Raw genomic sequence first — 19,599 nt, forward strand, 5'->3', positions numbered from 1 at the left:
AATGAGGGCAAAATATGTGGATAACTGAGCTTTTTCAGGGTTCATGTTGGGAAATTCTGGAAAAATTGTGGATAACTATAAAGTAGATCCTGGAAAGCTGGACAATTTGGTATTACGCAAAGGTCTTATAATGTAAACGATCCGAGCATAGTCATTTTCTCGGAGCAAAAACGTCAGGATGAAGTAAATGCCGGAGGAACGGGAAAGGGAATCCTCATCGATGCAATAGAAAACATTGTTGGTAAGGCTGCCAAAATTGAGGGCAAGAACTTTGATCTAAGGTATGCTCACAACCTTCAGAACGTCAAACCGGATACCAGATTTATCTGGCTGGACGAGCCAGATAAGGTCGAAGATGCCTTGAATGCATTTTATTCTGGCACAACCGGGGATATGGTGATAAATCCTAAGAACAAGGATTCGTTCACAATTCCCAAGGAGCACTTGCCAAAAATAGTGTTCACAACTAACAGTCCTGGATATGGCGTGAATGATTCTGATTTACGCCGTAGGTTTGATGTGCCATTAACGAGGTGGTACACCTACCAGCATCAGCCGGATAAGGACTTTGACAGAGTACTTTTCGGCCCTGACTGGACTGAAGATGACTGGAATATGTTTGATAACCTGATAGCCTGCTGGTGTGCAGAATTCCTGCAAAAAGGATACGCATCACATAGGCTGAAACGTTGTAAGAAAGCAGATGATTTGCTTCGTGAAGCGGCATTGCAGGAAATTCCTCAACATTTGCGAGAGTTTTTTGAAGACAGCTTTGGAGATCAGATTGAAGCTGGTGTCGAGTTCCGATTGAGAACTTCATTGGTTCATGCCAACTATACACCTTCACCACGTTCTTTTCCAATAACATTTAAGAACTTTTGTGGTATGCTTGCAAAATGGTTCAAACAGAGTAACTGCCTGGTTCTGTCCGGTGATGATTTGCGTGGATATGATGAGGATGGTAAACGTTACCGCTATTGGACTGTTAAACCACAAGCAACAGCAAAAGGCGAAGCACAAACAGATGTAGGTACCACCCCCTCCATACCACCTATGATTGAGTTAAAGAAAGTTACTGATGACCGGTCTGCATAACTGAAACATTAGGGACGGATGGGACGCTTGATTACCGATTCTGATGAGAATGATAATTCAATTCTTAGCAGATATGGATATTAAGTGTCCTGTCTGTCCCGTTTCAGGTTTTCAAAATTTCAGTAATAAATCATTAGCGTTCGGCGGAGCCACCCTGCTTCGCCAACGCTCTTTCATCATCCAAGCTATCACTCGTTCTGCCCGCTTTGGTTTCTCCCAAGACAAGGCGAACAAGCCAAGGGCTGTGTTTGATGAATGTGTATGAGGCGAAGCCAGTGTGCCTGAGTGGCAGCTTGTTATGGAATGATGAGAAGTTATCAGGTAGTTTGAGATATTTGTTGACACAAAATAAGTCACTTGTACCTTGGGATTATGGAGGTTACGATGAACCTTACCAGGCACATTAAAGTAGTTATTCTGGTTATACTGCTGTTATTCACTGTTGTTGCACCAATCTGGAGTTACGTTATCAGCAGGAGTGGAGGGGTCATCCATGGAGTAAACAAGTATGGGAACTACTATTATCTTTACCCAAAACTTGGCTACGTTGATTATGTAAATACCCCTGGAAACTACTATTATAATACATTTGGGACTTCATATCGGTTTTACATTCCCCAAGGCACTAAAGTACCTAACAACGTAGATCAAACTCAATTTGTGCCCTACATACCCAAAGTGTATCAGCCTTATAGATATCCAGTACAGAAAAAGAACAAGATCCCATTTTGGACAGTTGTGCATGTAGTATGTATAGGATTCGTTATTGTATCAGTGATTATAAAAATATTCAAGGATTTTTAAGAGCATTATATATAGAGGATTGAAAACAACTGCTTGGGAACATCGATACAGAATGGACTTGTAAAGTTGACTAATTTACCTTGTATGCGTAAATCACACCATTTGAATTGATGTAAAACCTATAAACATTCTGATACTGCTGTGGAGCTCTCCAAAACGTTTGGCCTGTATAGTAGTTAGTGTATGAGTATCCTGTCGTTTGGTTTGTATATACATAAGAGTAAATCTCTCCACCTTTTCCATCTGTGAATGTTGATGAAGGTGCCCCCCATTGCAATAGAAGCTGGGATTTGGAGGCACCTAACCAAGTATCCATAGCTTCCTTAAGTTTCGCGCTATTATTAGCGCACGAAAAGCAACCAAACGCGAGAACGCAAACAAGGACAAGCGCCAACAGCATTTTTTTCATGGTATCCTCCCAAATGTGCTAATGGTGATAATGTTAGAGGAGGCGAAAAGATGTCAAGGGTTTTCTCGCTGGCATTGAGTGACGATGGAGCATCGACGATAGCAACACCACCTCAAACACGTTCCCAACGCAATTATCAACACCTCCCCTGTCGTCCATGCTCGCTTAGCTCGCTGGACTCCAGGCAAACCAACCACTGAGAGGCGATCGAAACTATCTCCAGATAAACTCCAGTCCGGTCTTGAGGTGGCTTTTCACATAGGCGCGGAGGGGTTTTTGCGTTTCCGAGAGTTTGGCCAGCAAGCGTGAGACAGCCTGATAGAGGGCTTGATAGGTTTTGCTGGTCTCGGGATTGAAGTTTTTGATCTTGTTGCCGGGTTGAAGGCATTCAGAGCGGTATTTGTAAAGGGCAAGCAGTTCGGCCTTGGCTTGTTCGGAGGAAAGCTCCCGGTGCGCGGAACAGTCCTGGCCGCTGGTTGAGATGATTTCCCGCAGTTGCTTGATGCGAAGTGAGATCTGCCCCAGGGTCTGGCTGTCCGTGAGGGGATTGTCATAACATCGGCAGGTGATGAGGTCTGCCAAATCAAACGCATCCAGGCTTTTGGACGTTATCAGTTGCGGATTGGCAGGATCGCGCACGCTGATGGTGCCGCTCTGCTCTTCGCAATTCCGATACATGGCAAGAGTATCTTGCAGATCGGCTTGCTGGGCCAGTAGTTCCATTCTGTCATAATCCGGTGGGAAAACAAGGTGGGAGAGTTTGCTGCAGTGGAATTTGTGTCCCCGGAAGCGGATCAGATATGCGAGTATCTGCGCACCGCTTAGTTTGGCGTGTTGGGTCAGGAATTGCCGCAATTCAGTCATCTGGGGGTTGTCTTGGTCTGTAAACATGTTCGTACCTCAATAATTTCTCTTAGGCTTTGTGTGCCTTCACCCTCTTGATGAGGCACACGAAGACGGGGAAATTATTGATGGGAGCAGCGTCATCCAAATAGTATGGAGGGCAAGATAATGAAAGCTACTTTGAAAAACATCATTCAGGCCTACTCAGGCAAATGCGACGGCCTGGTGTTCTATTACAATCCCAGGCTGGACCGGATGCTGGTGCGCACACTTCCGGATTGGAAACCAACGGAGAGCAACCGCCGCCTGAGCAGCGTAGCATCCAACCTCAAAAGCCTGAACATCTCTCCGCAATACCGCCTCGACCTGATCACCTACACCGAACTCTACCGGCGCGAACACCGAGACAACAACTGCTGCGGCTGGTACAACCTCTTCAACAAGCTGATGTGGGCTATGAGCAAACAACTGAACATCGACCTGGAATCGCTTTCCAAAGTGGAGATAACCAACGACGACCTCCCCTGCCGCAGCGTTAAACGCGCCGTGGAAGCGGGCTTGCTCCCTCCCGTTACGGGTTGGGAACGCTTGGACGCCGAGATCTGAACCTTTTGCTACGGGGCGAAAGCCCCAAGATAAAAAACGTGGAGGACTTCAATGAAAGTCAAATTCAAGTACGCCATTCGCACCTACAGCGGCACCATCGACGAGATGGTCTACGGCAGCTACCGCGACGACAAGCTCTGCATCGGGCGTGAGTACGTCTATCCGCGGCTGACCGCCAACAACGAGGCGCTGGGCAGCGTGGGCAGCAACCTGGCCACTCTGTGGGCCAACGCTTCGGCGGAGTACAAGGCCGACCTCAAAGAGTACGGTCTGCGCAACGGCAGCCAGAACATCCCCAAAACGCAGCTTCCGCCCACCAACTACGCCCTGTGGATCAAGCTGATGTACGCCTGGAAAGAGGACACGCCCAGCGTTGACCTCGCCACGCTCACCGTCGAGGACTTCGAGCTCGCCGGCGACACCGCCGCCACCGTCAAAAACGCCATCGACAGCGGCTACCTGGATCCCGTCAGCGTGTACGACGACCTGACCGAGATGTACTAAACCGCGAGGGGGGTCGAAAGGCCCCCTTCTTCTTCAACACAGAGACACAGAGACACAGAGAGATAATAGATCAGGGATGAACAGGATGATTGGGATGACGGGGATAAAAGAATAGAACACGGATGACAGGATCGACAGGATCTTTACGATTACATAATCTCACGCAGATAAAAAATCCGCAAATCCGTTCAATCCGTGAATCCGTATGAAAATGTGAATGCCCGGTTTTGCTGTAGTCGATGCTCGTGACTCGCTCGACTCCAGCGATGTTTCCATCCTCCCACCCCACAGACGCAGCGGCCAAAGTTCTGATTGACAAAAAGGTGAGGCTGGAAAAAGGTGGTTTACAAATGAAGCTGCTTGCTTCTGCCTTACTGTTGATGTGCAGGTAAGGCTTTGAAATTTAGTAACATACATTGGTAAAAGATTACCATGAAGCAGGCGGAAGAATCTTCCGCCTTTTTCATTTCCGGTAAGAAGGAGGTTCTTATAATCCGGATCAAACGTGGAAAGGCACGTACCAAAGAGGTGGTGCCGAAGGAAAGGATCAACGAACAGATCAACTCGCTCAAAGTGCGGGTGATCGATTCTGATGGCAAGCAGGTAGGCATCATGCCCACCCGCGAAGCCATCCGCAAAGCCGAGGAACTGAATCTGGACCTGGTGGAGATCTCCCCCAACACCGATCCCCCGGTCTGCCGCATCCTGGACTTCAGCAAGTACTATTTCGAAAAGGAAAAGAAAGCCAAGGAAGCCCGCAAGAAACAGCACGAGATCGAGATCAAGGAGATCAAGTTCGGCCCGAACACGGAAGAACATGACTACAATTTCAAGAAGAACAACGCGATCAAGTTTCTGAAACAGCACAACAAGGTGAAGTTCACCGTGCGTTTCCGGGGCCGGCAGATGGCCCACAAAGAGCTTGGCTTCAACGTTCTGGAAAAGCTGAAGACCGATCTGGCCCACATCGCCGACGTGGACGCGGCCCCCGTGGCTGAACGCAACCTGCTGTCCATCATCATGACCCCCAAAAAAGACATCGACCGCATCCTGGAAAAATCCGGGGAAGCCGAAACCGCGCCCGAAACAGCAGCCAGTCCAGCCCCCGAAACAGAATAAAGCCACCCCGCGCAAACTTAGATTTTTTGTAAACAGTCAAGGAGATAAACATGCCCAAGATCAAGACAAACCGTTCCGCGGCCAAGCGGTTCAAGGTTACCGGCACCGGCAAGATCGTGCGTCACCACGCCAAAAGCGCCCACATCAAAACCAAGAAGTCACCCAAGCTGAAACGCCACCTGCGCGCCAGCGCCATCGTGCGCAAATGCGATGAAAACCGCGTGAACCGCATGCTGGGACACTAAAGGGAGAGAAAAATGCCAAGATCAGCAAACAACGTATCCGCCCACCGCAGAAGAAAGAAATACATGCTGGCCGCGCGCGGCAACTTTGGCCGCCGCAGCAAGACCTACCGGGTTGCCCGCCAAACCGTGGAACGCGGCATGGCTTTCGCCTTTGCCCACCGCAAACTGAAAAAACGCCAGTTCCGCAGCCTCTGGATCACCCGCATCAACGCCGCCTGCCGCATCAACGACATGAGCTACAGCCGCTTCATCAACGGCCTGCACAAAGCCAATATCGAGATCAACCGCAAATCCCTCGCCCACCTGGCCTGGCACGACAGCGACGCCTTCGCCAAACTGGTCGAGATAGCCAAAGGCTGAACCACCCTCCGGTCGGGAAGGCCGGAACCATTAAAGTGAAGGAACCAAGGTGCAAGATCAACTGAGGGAAGTGGCGGAACAGGCCCGGGCGGAAATAGCCGCCTGCGAGACCGCCAACGACATCCTGAACGCCAAGGCCCGCTACCTGGGCAAGAAAAGCCTGGTGAACAGCCTCTACGGGAAGCTGAAAGACCTCCCGGACGATGACAAGCCGGCTTTCGGACAGAGCATCAACGCACTCCGCGGCGAGATCGAGGCGGGGCTGGCCGCGCGTGAACAGGAGCTGAAAAACCGCCTCCAGGAAGCCCAGGACAGCGCCAAAACGCTGGATCTGAGCCTGCCGGGGATCATCCGCCCCCGCGGCTCGCTGCATCCGCTCACGATCGTCCGCCGCAAGATCGAGGACGTCTTCATCAGCCTGGGCTTCGAGATCGCCGAAGGGCCGGACATCGACGATGAATGGCACAACTTCGACGCCCTGAACACCCCGCCGGACCATCCCTCCCGCAACCTGGCCGACACCTTTTACCTGGACAACGGCTTCCTGCTGCGCACCCAAACCTCCACGGTGCAGGTGCGCACCATGGAAAAATTCCCTCCGCCCATCCACATCATCTCGCCCGGCCGCTGCTACCGCAACGACAAGCCGGACCCCTCCCACTCCCCCGTCTTCCATCAGGTGGAAGCGCTGGTGGTGGACAGAGGGATCTCGATGGCCGACCTGAAAGACACGCTGCAAAACTTTGCCGTGATCATGTTCGGCGATGATGTCCGTTCCCGCATCCGCCCCCATTTCTTCCCCTTCACGGAACCGAGCGCGGAGATGGACATCAGCTGCGTGGCCTGCCGGGGAAGCGGCTGCCGCGTGTGCAAAAACTCCGGCTGGCTGGAACTGGGCGGGGCCGGCATGGTTGATCCCGCCGTGTTCAAACTGGTGGGCATCGATCCCGAGATCTATTCCGGCTACGCCCTCGGCGTGGGCGTGGAGCGCATCGCCATGCTTACCTACAACATCCCGGACATGCGCATCCTGTTTGAAAACGACGTGCGCATGCTGCGCCAGTTCAGCGGGGAGGTGCTGTGATAGTCTCCTGCCGCTGGCTGAGCCGCTACATCGAACTGCCCCCGGACACCGACAAACTGGTGCAAACCCTCACCTTCAGCGGGATCGAGGTGGAAGCCGTGAACCCGCTTCCCGCCTTGCCCGATGGCGTTGTAACCGCCAAAGTGATCAGCGCGGAACCCATCCCCGGCACCAACCATCTGCAGGTTTGCAGCGTGGAATACGGCGCTGCCGAGCCCACCCAGGTGGTCTGCGGCGCCCCCAACTGCCGGGCGGGAATGATCTCCGTGCTGGCCTTGCCGGGAACGGAACTGCCGGGCCTCACCATCAAAACGGCGAAACTCCGGGGCGTGGAATCAAAGGGGATGCTCTGCTCCGAAAAGGAACTGGGCCTCTCCGACAACCACGGGGGGATCATCGAGCTGGAGCCCTCCACCCCGGTGGGAACCTCCGTGAACGCCATCTACGAGCTTCCGGACACCATTCTGGAGCTGGAGATCACGCCCAACCGCCCGGACCTGCTGGGATACATCGGCATCGCGCGCGACCTTTCCGCCTCGTTGGGCAGCCCCCTGAAGCTGCCGCGGGTGGAGCACGTGGCAGGCGATACCAGCGCCACGCCAGACCTCACCCTGATCCTCGAGGACCCGGCGAAATGCCCCCGCTACACAGCCCGGCTGCTCTCCGGAGTAGCTGTGAAGGATTCGCCGCAATGGCTGAAAACCGCGCTGGTGAAATCCGGCCTGCGGCCGATCAACAACATCGTGGACGTGACCAACTTTGTGATGCTGGAGCAGGGACACCCGCTGCACGCTTTCGATTACGACCGCCTGCAGCCGCTGAACGCCAGCGACGGCCATCCCGCCGTGGTGGTGCGCCAGGCCAGGCCGGAAGAGGAATTCACCGCCCTGGACGGCAAGAGCTACCAGCTGGATCCCAACGACCTGGTGATCGCCGACGGCCAGGACGCCTCCGCCCTCGCCGGCGTGATGGGCGGCAAAGCCACCGCCATCAGCGACGCCACCACCGCCATCGTTCTGGAGGCCGCCTGCTTCCACTCCGGCAGCATCCGCGCCACTTCATACAAACACAAGCTTTCCACCGATTCCTCCTACCGCTTCGAGCGCCAGCTGAGCTCCGAGGCCGCCACCGCCGTTAGCGACCGCGCCGTGAGCCTCCTTTTGGAAACAGCCGGCGGCAGGGTGGTAAACGCCCTGTACGACGCCTGGCCCGAACCCCAGACCACGCGCTGGCTGGCCCTCCGGCCGCGGCGCTTCACCGAGCTGATCGGCTTTGAGCTGGCCAGCGAGGACATCATCCGGTATCTGGAGGCCCTGGGCTGCAAATTTTACCAGTATGGCTGCTGGAGGGAAGGCCTGGTGTCTGATCCCAGCCTGATCTTCTGCCACCATCTGGAGGAAGAGAAAGCCGGCGTCACGGAATTCTCCGAGATCGACTGCGATCACGCCCTCTGGTTCGAAATCCCGCCCCGCCGCGTGGACCTCAGCCGCGAAGCCGATCTGCTGGAGGAACTGGCCCGCCTGGCCGGCTTCGACCGCATCCCCCGCAAAAAGGAAGTCCCCCGCATCATGGACCGCCACGCCTTCCGCGTGCGCAGAGGGATCGAGGACTGGTTCGCGGAGGCATCATGCCACGAAACGCTCAATTACAGCTTCTGCGATCCGGCCCAACTGGCGGACCTGGCCATGGACCGAGATGAAACCGAGGCCAAACTGATCCGGGTGATCAACCCCCAAAGCAGCAACCAATCCGCCCTGCGCGTGACCCTGCTGCCCCAGCTGCTGGACAACCTGCGCTACAACCTCGCCCGCGGGGAACGCAACCTCAAGCTGATGGAACTGGGCAAGGTCTATCTGAAAAACGGAGATTCACACCTTGAACAGCTGGCTTTCGGCGCTGTGCTCACCGGACGCATGGACCCCGAACACTGGAGCGCTAAAAGCGGCGCCATCAGCTTCTATCAGGTGAAAGGCCTGGTGGAGGGGCTGCTGGAGCAGCTGGGCCTGAACAGCACGGACATTGCGGCGCACAACCGCCCCTGGCTGGCCGCCGGCGACAGCCTGGCCTACAGTGCCAACGGGCGGGCGATCGCCTCCTTCGGGCGCCTGAAAACCGCAGTCGCCCACAACTTCGGGATCGACCTCACCCTGCTCAAACAGGACGTCTGGGTGATCGAACTGGACGTGGACCAAATCATCGAACTCACCCGCAACCGGAAGAAGGTCTTCCGCGAACTGCCCCGCCATCCCGCCGTGACCCGCGACCTTTCCTTCCTGATCAAAACCGAAGTGCCCTACGCCGGGATCACCAGCGCCATCAAAGCCGTGAACCCCGAACTGATCAGCGATGTGAGCATCTTTGACCAATACCTTGGCCAGCAGGTGCCCCCGGGATTCCGCAGCATGTCTTTGCGCCTGGTGATGCGGGACAGCGAAAAAACATTGACAGATGAGCGCGTGGACCAACTTCTTGCATCGGTGCAGGAAATGCTCTCCCGCGCCTGGCAGATCAACATGAGGTAACCAGATGGAAACAAACGCCACAAGCTTGCAAGATAAGATACAAAAACTGATCAACCAGTACACCGAGGACAAGAAAAAGCTGGAAAAACTGGCCAAACAAAACGAGGACCTGAAGGAAGAAAACAGCCAGCTGATGGCCCAGATCGAAAACATCAGCCAAAGCAACAGCGGCTCCGGCGAACGCATCCGGGAGCTGGAGAAACAGCTGAACGCCCTCGAAACCAAATACCAGGAACTTCAAGACACCGTCTCCGGATTCGAAAGCATCGCCAGCGACGCCATCAGCCAGATCGACAGCATCTTTCCGGAACTGGACGAAACCAAGAAGAAATGATGAAAGCGGTGGAAGTCGAGATCTACGGCCGCAAATTCCGCCTGCGCTCGGACAACCTGAAAGAGACCCAGAGCGTGGCCGCTTCCATCGACGCGGAATTGAACCAACTGCGCGAGCAGTATGAAAACCTCGACTTCACAAAACTTTTGCTCCTGCTTCTGCTGAAGAAACAGGACGAGATCAGCTCCCTGAAAAACCGCTCCACCGATCTGGAAAAGGAACTTGAACGCCTGAACCAGATGGTGGGCAACATCGTTGGGGAGATCTGAGGCCTTGGCCTGCGGAACCCGTGATATGGATTGCACAAAAGCTGAAAAAAACACGGGAGCCGTGCCATGGGTGGCATGCACGCCGGCTGGTTCCGGATCCATAAAGCCCACAAGGTAGGCGCCCACCTGATGCTTGGCTTTTAACAGACAAGCATACACGGTTCACGCGGGCCATATTTTCGCAACGGCTGGGTGCGTAACCCGCCTGAATAGATCAAAAAGGATATTATGATGCCAAATAAATGGATCATGGCAGCGATCGGACTGGTAGTGGGCTTCCTTCTCGCCCTGGTGATCTACCTGATCAAACGCAACAGCGCCTTCCGCCTGGTTTCCGGGGCCAAGGAGATCGCCGCGGAGATCAGGGAATCCGCCCAAGCCGACATCGAAACCACCAAAAAAGCCGCCATCCTGGAAGCCAAGGACGAATGGTTCAAGCAGAAAAGGGTTTTGGATGACGAGATCAAGGAACGCCAGAAAGAGCTCCGCTTCCAGGAAAAGAAATTCAACGAACGCATCGGCAGCCTGGACAAACGCCTCGAATCCATGGACAAGAAAGAAGCCAACATGGCCGAGCAGGAAAAACGCCTCAAACACAAGGAAGAGGACATCAGCCGCAAAACCCAGGAAGCCGACATCCTGATCGGCGAACAGCGCGCCAAACTCTCCGAGATCGCCGGCCTGAGCCGCGAGGAAGCGCTGAACGTGATGCGCGAGGAACTGATCTCCCAGGCCCGCCAGGTGGCGGCCAACGACGCCAAACTCACCATCGAGCAGATCAAGCTGGACACCTCCAGAAAAGCCGCCGAGATACTCTCCACCGCCATCCAGCGCCTCGCCGTGGACCATGTGTCCGAATCCACCGTGTCCGTGGTCTCGCTGCCCTCGGATGAGATGAAGGGCCGCATCATCGGCCGCGAGGGACGCAACATCCGCACCTTTGAAAAAGCCTCCGGAGTGGACCTGATCATCGACGACACCCCCGAAGCCGTGGTCCTTTCCTGTTTCGACCCCGTGCGCCGCGAGATCGCCCGCCTCGCCCTGGAAAAACTCATCTCCGACGGCCGCATCCATCCCGGCCGCATCGAGGACGTGATCATCAAAACCGGCAAGGAGATGGAGGAAACCCTCATCAAACTGGGCGAAAAAGCCGTGCTGGAAACCAACATCCACAACATCTCCGGCAACCTGATCAAGGTGCTGGGCCGCCTGCACTACCGCACCTCCTACGGCCAGAACGTGCTGAAACACTCGCTGGAAGCAGCCTGGATCTGCGGGATCCTGGCCGCCGAACTCGGCTTGGACCAAGAGATCGCCCGCCGCGCCGGCATGCTGCACGACATCGGCAAAGCCGTGGATCAGGAATTTGACGGCACTCACGCCATCATCGGCGCCAACCTGGCCCGCAAGAACGGCGAAAGCAAGATCATCGTGAACGCCATCGAAGCCCACCACGAAGAGGTGGAGGCCACCTCCGTCTATGCCGCCCTGGTGCAGGCTTCAGACGCCATCTCCGGCGCCCGCCCCGGCGCCCGCCGCGAAATGCTGGAAACCTATATGCAGCGCCTGGCCAAGCTGGAAGACATCGCGAACTCCGTGCAGGGCGTGAACAAATCCTACGCCATCCAGGCCGGCAGGGAACTGCGCATCATCGTGGAACCCAGCCTGGTGGAAGACGCCCAAACCTCACTGCTGGCCACCGAGATCGCCGCCCAGATCGAAAAGGAAGTGCAGTATCCCGGCCAGATCAAGGTGACCGTGATCCGCGAAACCCGCCAGATCGCCATGGCCAAATGATCAAACTGCTCTTTTTCGGCGACATCTTCGGCAAACCCGGCCGCCAGGTCCTTTACGACCAGCTGCCGGTGCTCAAAGCTGAGTTCGGGCCGGACTTCATCATCATCAACGGAGAAAACCTCGCCGATGGCCGCGGCCTCACCGAAAAGACCGTGAAACCCCTGCTCCACGCGGGTGTGGACATCGTTACCGGCGGCAACCACCTCTGGGACCGCAATGAAGCCTGGGAATACATCGGCCACCACCCCGCCATCGTGAAACCCCTGAACTATCCCGCCTCGGCCCCCGGAAACGCCGTTTGCACCCTGCGCAAAGGCGAGCTGGAGCTAACCGTGCTCACCCTCTGCGGCCAGATCTACATGCCGCCCAGCGATTCACCCTTCACGGCCCTGGAACGCTGGTTTGAGGACAATCCCGGACATGAGCAGCGCTGCGTGCTGGTGGATTTCCACGCGGAATCCACGGCTGAAAAACGCGCTTTGGGCTGGTTCACCGACGGCCATATCTCCGCCCTCATCGGCACCCACACCCACATCCAAACGGCTGATGAAGAGATTTTGCCACTGGGCACGGCCTACCTCACGGATGCCGGCATGACCGGGCCTCACGACAGCGTGATCGGCGTGCGCAAAGAGATCATCCTGGACAAATTCCGCCACAGCCTGCCCCTGCGCTATGAAACCTCGAACCTGGGCCTGCAGGTGAACGCCGTCTATCTGGAGCTGGATCCCGCCACCGGCCGGGCCCTGAAGATCGAACGCGTGCGCCGCGGCCTGGAACTATCAGCCTCTGAAGGTGAATGACATGGAAAAGATCCTTTCGGGAAAACCCCTCGCCGCGCTCATCCGCGCCCGGATCAAGGAACTCATCGCGGAGCACGGGCTCTCCCCCCAAATGCTGCTGATCCAGACGGGCAGCGACCCGGCCTCGGCCTACTATGTGCAAAACATCGTCTCCAGCGGCGCTAAACTGGGCTGTGAAGTGCGGCTGGAAAACCTGCCGGAAGACGTAAGCCAGGCGGACCTGCTGGCCCTCATCGCCTCGGCCAGCGCGGATCCTGGAGTGCACGGCATCATGCTGCAGAAACCCCTTCCCCGCCATCTGGATGAGGCCCTGGCCGGAGCCAGCATCGACCCCGCCAAGGATATCGACTGCCTGAACCCGGTGAACCAGGGCAGGATCATCCTCAACCAGGACGCCCTGCTGCCCTGCACCCCGCTGGCCGTGCTCTGCACCCTCAGATATTACGGAGTGCCCGTGGCCGGCCAACACGCCGTGATCATCGGCCGCAGCGCCGTGGTGGGCAAGCCCCTGGCGAACATGCTGCTCTGGAAAAAACCCTGGGCCGATGCCAGCGTCACCGTCTGCCATTCCCGCAGCGCCAACCTCAGCACGCTCACCCAAAGCGCGGACATCCTCATCGCCGCCCTCGGCAAGGCGGAATTCGTCCAGCCGGACATGATCAAAAAAAATTCCGTGCTCATCGATGTGGGCATCAACGCCGTTGATTCCCCCGCGGGTAAAAGCGCTTTCGTGGGCGACATCGATTACAACGCCTGCTTTGACAAGGCTTTGGCCATCACCCCCGTGCCCGGGGGGATCGGCTCCGTCACCACTTCCCTGCTCTGGCTGAACCTGCTTAAAGCCGCGCTCGGCGCACAGGGTACGAATAAAAAGATTGACGATTTTCTCGACTTCATTTTTAGGGAATATCAGTAAGAAAATATCCACCGATATATATGGGAGGAACGATGCCAGATAAGAGCAGAAGACTCTTAACCCTTTTAACCGTATTGACTTTGGCAATGCTGGTGCTCACCGGCTGCGGCAAATTCGGAAACAAGTTTCCCAACGATGAACCCACCATCGCCATCACATCTTATGAAGGTTTTGATGACAGCGAGTTGCTCGCGCCCTATGCCGACACGGACTTTTTATTCCAGCAGAAGATCTTCTGGAACGCCACCGACACCGACGGCATCATCACCGGCTTTGCCTTTCGCGTGAAGGACCAGAACGGCAACCCGATCGCCACCCCGGGCAACCACTACGTGGACATGACCGGCGATGTGACGCCCCAGAACGTGGTGGACCGCTTCGGCGTCGGCTGGGTGCTGCATTATAAGACCAATGCCGATCAAAACATGCCCTTGGACCAGGTTCCCAACGACCGCAAGACCATCTGGACCTCGGACAAATATGCCGTGATCAATTTCCCCGCCGCTGACGCCAACGGCAATCCCCTCACCATGGAAAGCACGTTTGAAGTGATCGCCATCGACAACCGCGGCGGCATCACCCCGCTCTACACTCCTCCCGATCCCCTCGATCCCAAACGCAGCATCGCCTGGCGCAAATTCAACGCCACCTCGGCCCGCCCCACCTGCATCGTTACCACCACCAAGGGCAATCCCGGCGGCGGCGTGGTCGGTTCTGGACTCCGGCTAGATTTCACCATGGACGACGAGGACGCCTTCATCGATCCCATCCCCGCCAAGTATGAATTCCGCATGATGAAGATCGATCCCACCGACAGCACGCTGATCGCCGGAACGCTAACCGAATGGATCGACACCGAAACCTCACCCAACGACGTTAAAATGGATGAGTACCTGCTCACCCGCTTCACCGATCCCGCCCTCACCTACGACGTGGTGGACGGTGAAACGGTCACCCTCACCAAGATCGAGGCCCGGGCTTACGACCTCTCCGGCGTGGTGTCTGAAGAAACCAATAACTCCAAGATCACTTTCGCGGTCAAAACCGGCTTCCGGCCCCGCACCGTGGTCTATCCCCAGAGGACCTACGCCCTGGGTGACAACCATTTCATCGACTACACCGACGAATCCACCCCCGAGATCATGCCCTTCACCATCGTGGGTGGCCTCCAGCGCTTCGCCACGCCTTTCTTCTTCAACCTGGAAAACACCAAAACCGCCATCAACAGCAACAACATCAAAGTTTGGCTGCGCTGGGGCTGGAGAGGCGAGTATGGCGCGGTGCAGGCCTCCGGAAACGTGCTCTTCCCGCCTCCCGGACAGGAAAGCCCCTACGACAAGAAAGTGGATACCGTTCTGGACCGCTACACCGACGAAAACTACTTCAGCGAGATCACCCACTTTGACCTCCGCCTGGACGGCGAACCCTACAACTATCCGCCCTTCGCGAACTCCCACGTTACCGACACCGACGGCAAGGAATGGCTGCGCATACCGCTCTATTCGCCCCTCGGCCAATCCCTGGTGCTCACCTCCCTCGAGAGCGGCGAACACAGCTTGGAAGTGCGCTGCGTTGACCTCCAGGGCGAAGTTGACCCCGAACCGGCCACCTATACCTTCACCTTGGTGGATCCCATCGCCGCTTCCGCACGCGAAGGCGTGCTGGTGATAGATGACGACCTGGACAACGCGTCCACCTCCCCGGATGAAACCGTTGTGCTGCCCAAATATCAGCAGATGCTCTCCGCCTACACCGGCACCAAGACCTTCATCCGCCGCACCCGCGTGGGCGTGCCCGGCGACACTTACGGAGACTACCGCCTCCGCCATCTGGCCACCTCGGATCTCCAGCAGTACAAGCTGGTGATCTACCACTCCGACAACCCCAGCGAAGCTGGCAACCTCAAGAACGAGAACGACGGCCTGGCCCTCTACATGAGGTCCGGAGGCAACTTCGTCCTCTCCTCCACCTCCAAGCTGGCCTCCACCCTGCAATCCTTCGTGCTGGCCACCCAGAGGACCTTCGTGAACTTTATGGGGATCCCGTATGTGGACCCGCCCGCCAGGATCCTCAACGACAACCTGTCGCAAAAAGCGTATTTCCAAACAGCGCTGGGTCAGGCGCTGGGTCAGGCAAGCTATCCTGATGTGGACCTGCAATACGAAGCGGGCAACATTCCCAGCTTCAACACTCTGGTAAACCTCAGACAAGGCCTCTCCACCATCAGCTATTTCCCCACCCCGGGTGCCACCGCCGAGGTTATCTACCGCATGGGCATCAAGCCTGTGGGATATCCCGTGCAGGGACCCACCCAAGATGAATATGACCTCTACAACAACCAGCCCATCGCTCTGCGCAGCATTACCGGAAACACCCGCTGCTACCTCTTCGGCTTCCCGCTCTCCTATATGATGGCGGACGACGCCGAGGCGGCGATGACCCAGATCCTCACGGAATGCGATCTGATCTAAGCTGATACCAAGCCCATATATCACCGGCTGCCTCACGGCGGCCGGTTTCTTTATCGCTGGAGTCGAGCGACGCAGGAGCATCGACTACTGCAGGGCTGGGTATTCGCATTTTCATACGGATTCACGGATTGAACGGATTTACGGATTTAAACATCCGCCTCCCCGCCTCAAACGCAGGTCATTCCGGAAAGGAGCGCCTCTGGCGCGAAGAGACGGAATCCAGCCCTTGCGGGAATAGCCCGTCCCGGTCCCAGGCCAAAGCGGGGTCGGTCCAGACGCAGTCTGCATCGACACCCTCCCAAGGCATTACCCGGACCGTCTGGATTCCGAGGCCCCGCGTGCTGGCGCACGCCACCCCGGAATGACACGTCGGGGCTGGGTGTTAAAAGGCAACCAGATCGATCCTCCCTTTGCCCTATCCCATACACATCCCATTCACTTCCCGCTTAGTTCCCGTCCAGCCATTGGGAACTCAGCGGGAGGCGATCAGGAGGCGAGTAGGCTGGGGCTAAGGGCGAAACAGCCCGGAATCCAGTGAAGGTCAGGGATTTGGCTTTTGACACTTTTTCCGCCCCCTGATCATAGTGGGTAACAACACTCTTTCACGCCAGTAAAAAAAGGCTCTCTTTCCATCCGGGTGGGTACAGCCCGTGAGGGCGACAGAACGATAGCGAGGGCGTGGAGTGAGCGCAGCGAACGTAACCCCTCGTACTCCGTGCATATCGAACCTTATTTTCAAGGCCTCCACCCCTCCCCCGAAACGCGGTGCGTTTCGGGGGAGGGGTGGAGGCAATTTTCATTTATCATCTCTTGTTTTGTTACGAGGGGCTTACGCGCCCTCGCTATTATCTGTCGCCCTCCGGGCTGCCTTTTGGTTGGTCACTTCCACCCACTCGGTGTGAAAGAGAGCCAAAAAAAACCCGGGACATCGCGTCCCGGGCTGATATCTCTCACTTGGAAAGGATCAGGGTACCATTCTGGTGCCGGTTTTTCCCTCAAAGGCGTCCACGATCCGGTCGATGGAGGTGATCAGAACTTCCTTGCCCCCGCGCTGCAGAAAATCGATAGCGGCCTTGATCTTGGGCCCCATGCTGCCGGCGGGGAACTGGCCTTCCGCGTACAAGCGGCTGGCTTCCTCCACTGTCATCACGTCCAGGTCGCGCTGGCCGGGTTTGCCGTAATCGATCGCCACTTTGTCCACGCCGGTGAGGATCACGAAGAGGTCGGCCTCGATGTTGAGGGCGAGGAGGGCGCTGGCGAAATCCTTGTCGATCACGGCGTCCACGCCTTCATAGCTGCCGTCGTCCTGAACGTAGACAGGGATCCCGCCTCCGCCCACGGCGATCACGATCTCGCCGCGCTGGACCAGTTCCTTCACCGTGTGCGCGGGAACGATCCTCTGCGGAAGCGGCGAGGGAACCACCCGGCGGTACCCTTTGCCGGCGTCTTCCCTCAGGGTCCAGCCGAGGGTGTTTTTCAGCACTTCGGCTTGCTGGGCGCTGTAATAGGTGCTGCCCACGTATTTGGTGGGATCTAGCATGCTGGGGTCATCGCGGTCCACCACCACCTGCGAGATGATGGTGATCACGTCTTTGTCGATGCCGCTTTGATGCAGCTTGTTTTGCAGGCTCTGTTCGATCATGTAGCCCATGCTGCCTTCGGTGGCGGCGTTCAGCACGCCCAGGGGCAGCGGCGCAATGCCTTCCTTTTCGCCGGCTTCCTGCTGGCGGAGGAGGTTTCCCACCTGGGGCCCGTTGCCGTGGGTGATGGCCAGTTTGTAGCCCTGGCGGATGAGTTCCACGATGCCGCCCAGCGAATCGCGGGTATTGGCAAATTGCTGGCCGATCGTGCCCTTTTCCCCGGCCTTGATGATGGCGTTGCCGCCCAGGGCGAGAACTGCGGTCTTGGTCATGTTTTCCTCTCTTGAAAAGGTCCGGGGCGGATTTGGCGGTCCGCCCCGTGTATTTGCATTAGCTTATCTTACTCTTTGGTATGGATTTAAGCAGGCTTTAGAAATCCTGCAGCAGCTCCGCGAGGGTGGGGGATCCGATCTCCTGGAGGTCGTAGCTCACCTGGCAGGCGGGATGGTTTATCTTGATCAGGCGGCGCAGGTCGATGGGGGTGGCGATCACCACGCCTTCGCAATCTGTGTCGTTGATGGTCTTTTCAAGGTCTTTGATCTGCTGTTCGCTGTAGCCCATGGCGGGAAGCAGGATGCCGATCTCGGGATAATTGTCGAAGGTCTCGGCGATCTCACCAACGGCGAATTCGCGGGGGTCGACGAGGTCGGCGCAGCCGTATTTCTCGGCGGCCACGACGCCGGCGCCGTAGGTCATCTCACCGTGGGTGAGGGTGGGGCCGTCTTCCACCACCAGCACGTTTTTGCCGGTGATGATCTCGGGATGGTCCACCGTGAGGGGCGAGGCGCCGTCCACGATCTTGGCGGTGGGGTTGAGTTCACGCACGTTGGCGCGCACTTCGTTGATGTCGTCCAGGTCGGCGCTGTCGATCTTGTTGATCACGATGACGTCGGCCAGATGGATGTTGGTTTCGCCGGGGTAGTAGTTGATCTCGTCGCCGGGGCGGTGAGGGTCAACCACCACTATGTTCAGCTGCTTGTCGGAGCAGTAGAAGGGGATGTCGTTGTTGCCGCCGTCCCAGATGATCACGTCGGCTTCTTTTTCGGCTTCGCGGACGATGGCTTCATAATCCACGCCGGCATAGATGACGCTGTTCATCATGATGTGCGGCTCGTATTCCTCCATTTCCTCAATGGTGCAATTGTGTTTTTCCAAGTCCGCCAGCTCGGCGAAGCGCTGCACTTTCTGTTTCACGAGGTCGCCGTAGGGCATGGGGTGGCGGATGGATACGACCTTGCGTCCCTTGGCTTTGAGGGCTTTGATGACCGCGCGGGTGGTCTGGGATTTGCCGCAGCCGGTGCGGACGGCGCAAACGGTGATGAGGGGCTTGGTGGTCTTCACCATGGTCGATTTTGCGCCCATGAGCATGAAGTCCGCGCCCACGGCGTTCACCAAAGAGGCCTTGTGCATCACTTCCTCGTGGGGTTGGTCGCTGTAGGCGAATACCACCATGTCGGCCTTGCGGTCCAGGATCAGCTGTTTCAGTTCCGCTTCCGGGTGGATCTCAATACCGTTGGGATAGAGGCTGCCGGCCAGTTCGGCGGGATACTTCTTGTCGTCGATCCCGGGGATCTGGGTGGCGGTGAAGGCCACAACCTCATATTCCTGGTTGTCGCGGAAAAACACGTTGAAATTGTGGAAATCTCTTCCCGCGGCACCCATGATGATCACTCTGCGTTTCATGATTTACTCCTTTTGATTGTTGCTTGTTCGCTAAAGGCAGATTTTTGGGGTATGCTTTTGCGTCAAGGGAAAATTTTTTGGCGCTCACTGGAACC

Annotated in this window: 19 protein-coding genes; 15 read left to right on the forward strand and 4 right to left on the reverse strand. The window is 56.7% G+C overall.

Translation table 11 applies throughout. The features are described from left to right. Positions 1 to 444: 444 nt before the first annotated feature. Both LHW45_08600 and LHW45_08605 read left to right on the forward strand, forming a co-directional pair. Positions 445 to 1,095: a hypothetical protein gene (locus tag LHW45_08600; protein MCB5285632.1), complete on the forward strand. Its 651-nt coding sequence runs from the start codon at positions 445 to 447 to the stop codon at positions 1,093 to 1,095. A gap of 384 nt (positions 1,096 to 1,479) precedes the next feature. Beyond that, positions 1,480 to 1,899, forward strand: coding sequence for a hypothetical protein (locus LHW45_08605; protein ID MCB5285633.1), 420 nt, complete (start codon positions 1,480 to 1,482; stop codon positions 1,897 to 1,899). 70 nt (positions 1,900 to 1,969) lie between these two features. Here the strand turns inward: LHW45_08605 and LHW45_08610 are convergent, their stop codons facing one another. Further along, positions 1,970 to 2,308, reverse strand: coding sequence for a hypothetical protein (locus tag LHW45_08610; protein MCB5285634.1), 339 nt, complete (start codon positions 2,306 to 2,308; stop codon positions 1,970 to 1,972). A gap of 213 nt (positions 2,309 to 2,521) precedes the next feature. After that, on the reverse strand, positions 2,522 to 3,199 hold the full coding sequence (locus tag LHW45_08615; GenBank protein MCB5285635.1) for a hypothetical protein: 678 nt from the start codon (positions 3,197 to 3,199) through the stop codon (positions 2,522 to 2,524). Positions 3,200 to 3,319: 120 nt separating this feature from the next. Between LHW45_08615 and LHW45_08620 the strand changes: the two genes are divergently transcribed. From LHW45_08620 to LHW45_08680, 13 genes are all read left to right on the forward strand, one after another. After that, positions 3,320 to 3,757, forward strand: a complete 438-nt coding sequence (locus LHW45_08620; protein MCB5285636.1) for a hypothetical protein — start codon at positions 3,320 to 3,322, stop codon at positions 3,755 to 3,757. 51 nt (positions 3,758 to 3,808) lie between these two features. Then, positions 3,809 to 4,261, forward strand: a complete 453-nt coding sequence (locus LHW45_08625) for a hypothetical protein (protein ID MCB5285637.1) — start codon at positions 3,809 to 3,811, stop codon at positions 4,259 to 4,261. A 531-nt stretch (positions 4,262 to 4,792) separates the two neighbouring features. Then, positions 4,793 to 5,380 carry a translation initiation factor IF-3 gene (gene infC, locus LHW45_08630; protein MCB5285638.1) on the forward strand — a complete coding sequence of 196 codons (588 nt, stop codon included), beginning with the start codon at positions 4,793 to 4,795 and terminating at the stop codon, positions 5,378 to 5,380. 50 nt (positions 5,381 to 5,430) lie between these two features. Beyond that, positions 5,431 to 5,625 (forward strand): 50S ribosomal protein L35, encoded by a 195-nt coding sequence (gene rpmI / locus LHW45_08635; protein MCB5285639.1) that lies wholly within the window; start codon positions 5,431 to 5,433, stop codon positions 5,623 to 5,625. 12 nt (positions 5,626 to 5,637) lie between these two features. Next, complete coding sequence (gene rplT, locus LHW45_08640) at positions 5,638 to 5,985, forward strand: 50S ribosomal protein L20 (GenBank protein ID MCB5285640.1); 348 nt, start codon at positions 5,638 to 5,640, stop codon at positions 5,983 to 5,985. A 49-nt stretch (positions 5,986 to 6,034) separates the two neighbouring features. Further along, entirely contained in the window at positions 6,035 to 7,069 is a 1,035-nt protein-coding gene (pheS, locus tag LHW45_08645) for a phenylalanine--tRNA ligase subunit alpha (protein MCB5285641.1), read from the forward strand. After that, entirely contained in the window at positions 7,066 to 9,591 is a 2,526-nt protein-coding gene (gene pheT, locus LHW45_08650; protein ID MCB5285642.1) for a phenylalanine--tRNA ligase subunit beta, read from the forward strand. The genes pheS and pheT overlap by 4 nt, the downstream gene beginning before the upstream one ends. Positions 9,592 to 9,616: 25 nt before the next feature. Next, positions 9,617 to 9,925, forward strand: a complete 309-nt coding sequence (locus tag LHW45_08655) for a hypothetical protein (protein ID MCB5285643.1) — start codon at positions 9,617 to 9,619, stop codon at positions 9,923 to 9,925. After that, positions 9,925 to 10,194, forward strand: a complete 270-nt coding sequence (gene zapA / locus LHW45_08660; GenBank protein ID MCB5285644.1) for a cell division protein ZapA — start codon at positions 9,925 to 9,927, stop codon at positions 10,192 to 10,194. The genes LHW45_08655 and zapA overlap by 1 nt, the downstream gene beginning before the upstream one ends. A 231-nt stretch (positions 10,195 to 10,425) precedes the next feature. Beyond that, positions 10,426 to 11,991, forward strand: coding sequence for a ribonuclease Y (rny, locus tag LHW45_08665; GenBank protein MCB5285645.1), 1,566 nt, complete (start codon positions 10,426 to 10,428; stop codon positions 11,989 to 11,991). After that, on the forward strand, positions 11,988 to 12,794 hold the full coding sequence (locus LHW45_08670; GenBank protein ID MCB5285646.1) for a TIGR00282 family metallophosphoesterase: 807 nt from the start codon (positions 11,988 to 11,990) through the stop codon (positions 12,792 to 12,794). The genes rny and LHW45_08670 overlap by 4 nt, the downstream gene beginning before the upstream one ends. A gap of 1 nt (position 12,795) precedes the next feature. Continuing rightward, positions 12,796 to 13,710 carry a bifunctional 5,10-methylenetetrahydrofolate dehydrogenase/5,10-methenyltetrahydrofolate cyclohydrolase gene (locus tag LHW45_08675; protein ID MCB5285647.1) on the forward strand — a complete coding sequence of 305 codons (915 nt, stop codon included), beginning with the start codon at positions 12,796 to 12,798 and terminating at the stop codon, positions 13,708 to 13,710. A gap of 32 nt (positions 13,711 to 13,742) precedes the next feature. Then, entirely contained in the window at positions 13,743 to 16,181 is a 2,439-nt protein-coding gene (locus LHW45_08680) for a hypothetical protein (GenBank protein MCB5285648.1), read from the forward strand. Between the two features lie 964 nt (positions 16,182 to 17,145). Here the strand turns inward: LHW45_08680 and arcC are convergent. Continuing rightward, positions 17,146 to 18,093, reverse strand: coding sequence for a carbamate kinase (gene arcC / locus LHW45_08685; protein ID MCB5285649.1), 948 nt, complete (start codon positions 18,091 to 18,093; stop codon positions 17,146 to 17,148). A 97-nt stretch (positions 18,094 to 18,190) separates the two neighbouring features. After that, positions 18,191 to 19,504: a cyclic 2,3-diphosphoglycerate synthase gene (locus LHW45_08690; GenBank protein MCB5285650.1), complete on the reverse strand. Its 1,314-nt coding sequence runs from the start codon at positions 19,502 to 19,504 to the stop codon at positions 18,191 to 18,193. Positions 19,505 to 19,599 lie beyond the last annotated feature (95 nt).

It is taken from the genome of Candidatus Cloacimonadota bacterium (assembly GCA_020532085.1).
Lineage (GTDB): Bacteria > Cloacimonadota > Cloacimonadia > Cloacimonadales > Cloacimonadaceae > Syntrophosphaera.

Bases quoted from the DNA above. Each gene is read 5' to 3' on its own strand.
- LHW45_08605 (MCB5285633.1), top strand. From the start codon at position 1,480: ATGAACCTTACCAGGCACATTAAAGTAGTTATTCTGGTTATACTGCTG.
- LHW45_08610 (MCB5285634.1), bottom strand. From the start codon at position 2,308: ATGAAAAAAATGCTGTTGGCGCTTGTCCTTGTTTGCGTTCTCGCGTTT.
- LHW45_08615 (MCB5285635.1), bottom strand. From the start codon at position 3,199: ATGTTTACAGACCAAGACAACCCCCAGATGACTGAATTGCGGCAATTC.
- LHW45_08620 (MCB5285636.1), top strand. From the start codon at position 3,320: ATGAAAGCTACTTTGAAAAACATCATTCAGGCCTACTCAGGCAAATGC.
- LHW45_08625 (MCB5285637.1), top strand. From the start codon at position 3,809: ATGAAAGTCAAATTCAAGTACGCCATTCGCACCTACAGCGGCACCATC.
- rpmI (MCB5285639.1), top strand. From the start codon at position 5,431: ATGCCCAAGATCAAGACAAACCGTTCCGCGGCCAAGCGGTTCAAGGTT.
- rplT (MCB5285640.1), top strand. From the start codon at position 5,638: ATGCCAAGATCAGCAAACAACGTATCCGCCCACCGCAGAAGAAAGAAA.
- zapA (MCB5285644.1), top strand. From the start codon at position 9,925: ATGAAAGCGGTGGAAGTCGAGATCTACGGCCGCAAATTCCGCCTGCGC.
- rny (MCB5285645.1), top strand. From the start codon at position 10,426: ATGCCAAATAAATGGATCATGGCAGCGATCGGACTGGTAGTGGGCTTC.
- LHW45_08670 (MCB5285646.1), top strand. From the start codon at position 11,988: ATGATCAAACTGCTCTTTTTCGGCGACATCTTCGGCAAACCCGGCCGC.
- LHW45_08675 (MCB5285647.1), top strand. From the start codon at position 12,796: ATGGAAAAGATCCTTTCGGGAAAACCCCTCGCCGCGCTCATCCGCGCC.
- LHW45_08680 (MCB5285648.1), top strand. From the start codon at position 13,743: ATGCCAGATAAGAGCAGAAGACTCTTAACCCTTTTAACCGTATTGACT.
- arcC (MCB5285649.1), bottom strand. From the start codon at position 18,093: ATGACCAAGACCGCAGTTCTCGCCCTGGGCGGCAACGCCATCATCAAG.
- LHW45_08690 (MCB5285650.1), bottom strand. From the start codon at position 19,504: ATGAAACGCAGAGTGATCATCATGGGTGCCGCGGGAAGAGATTTCCAC.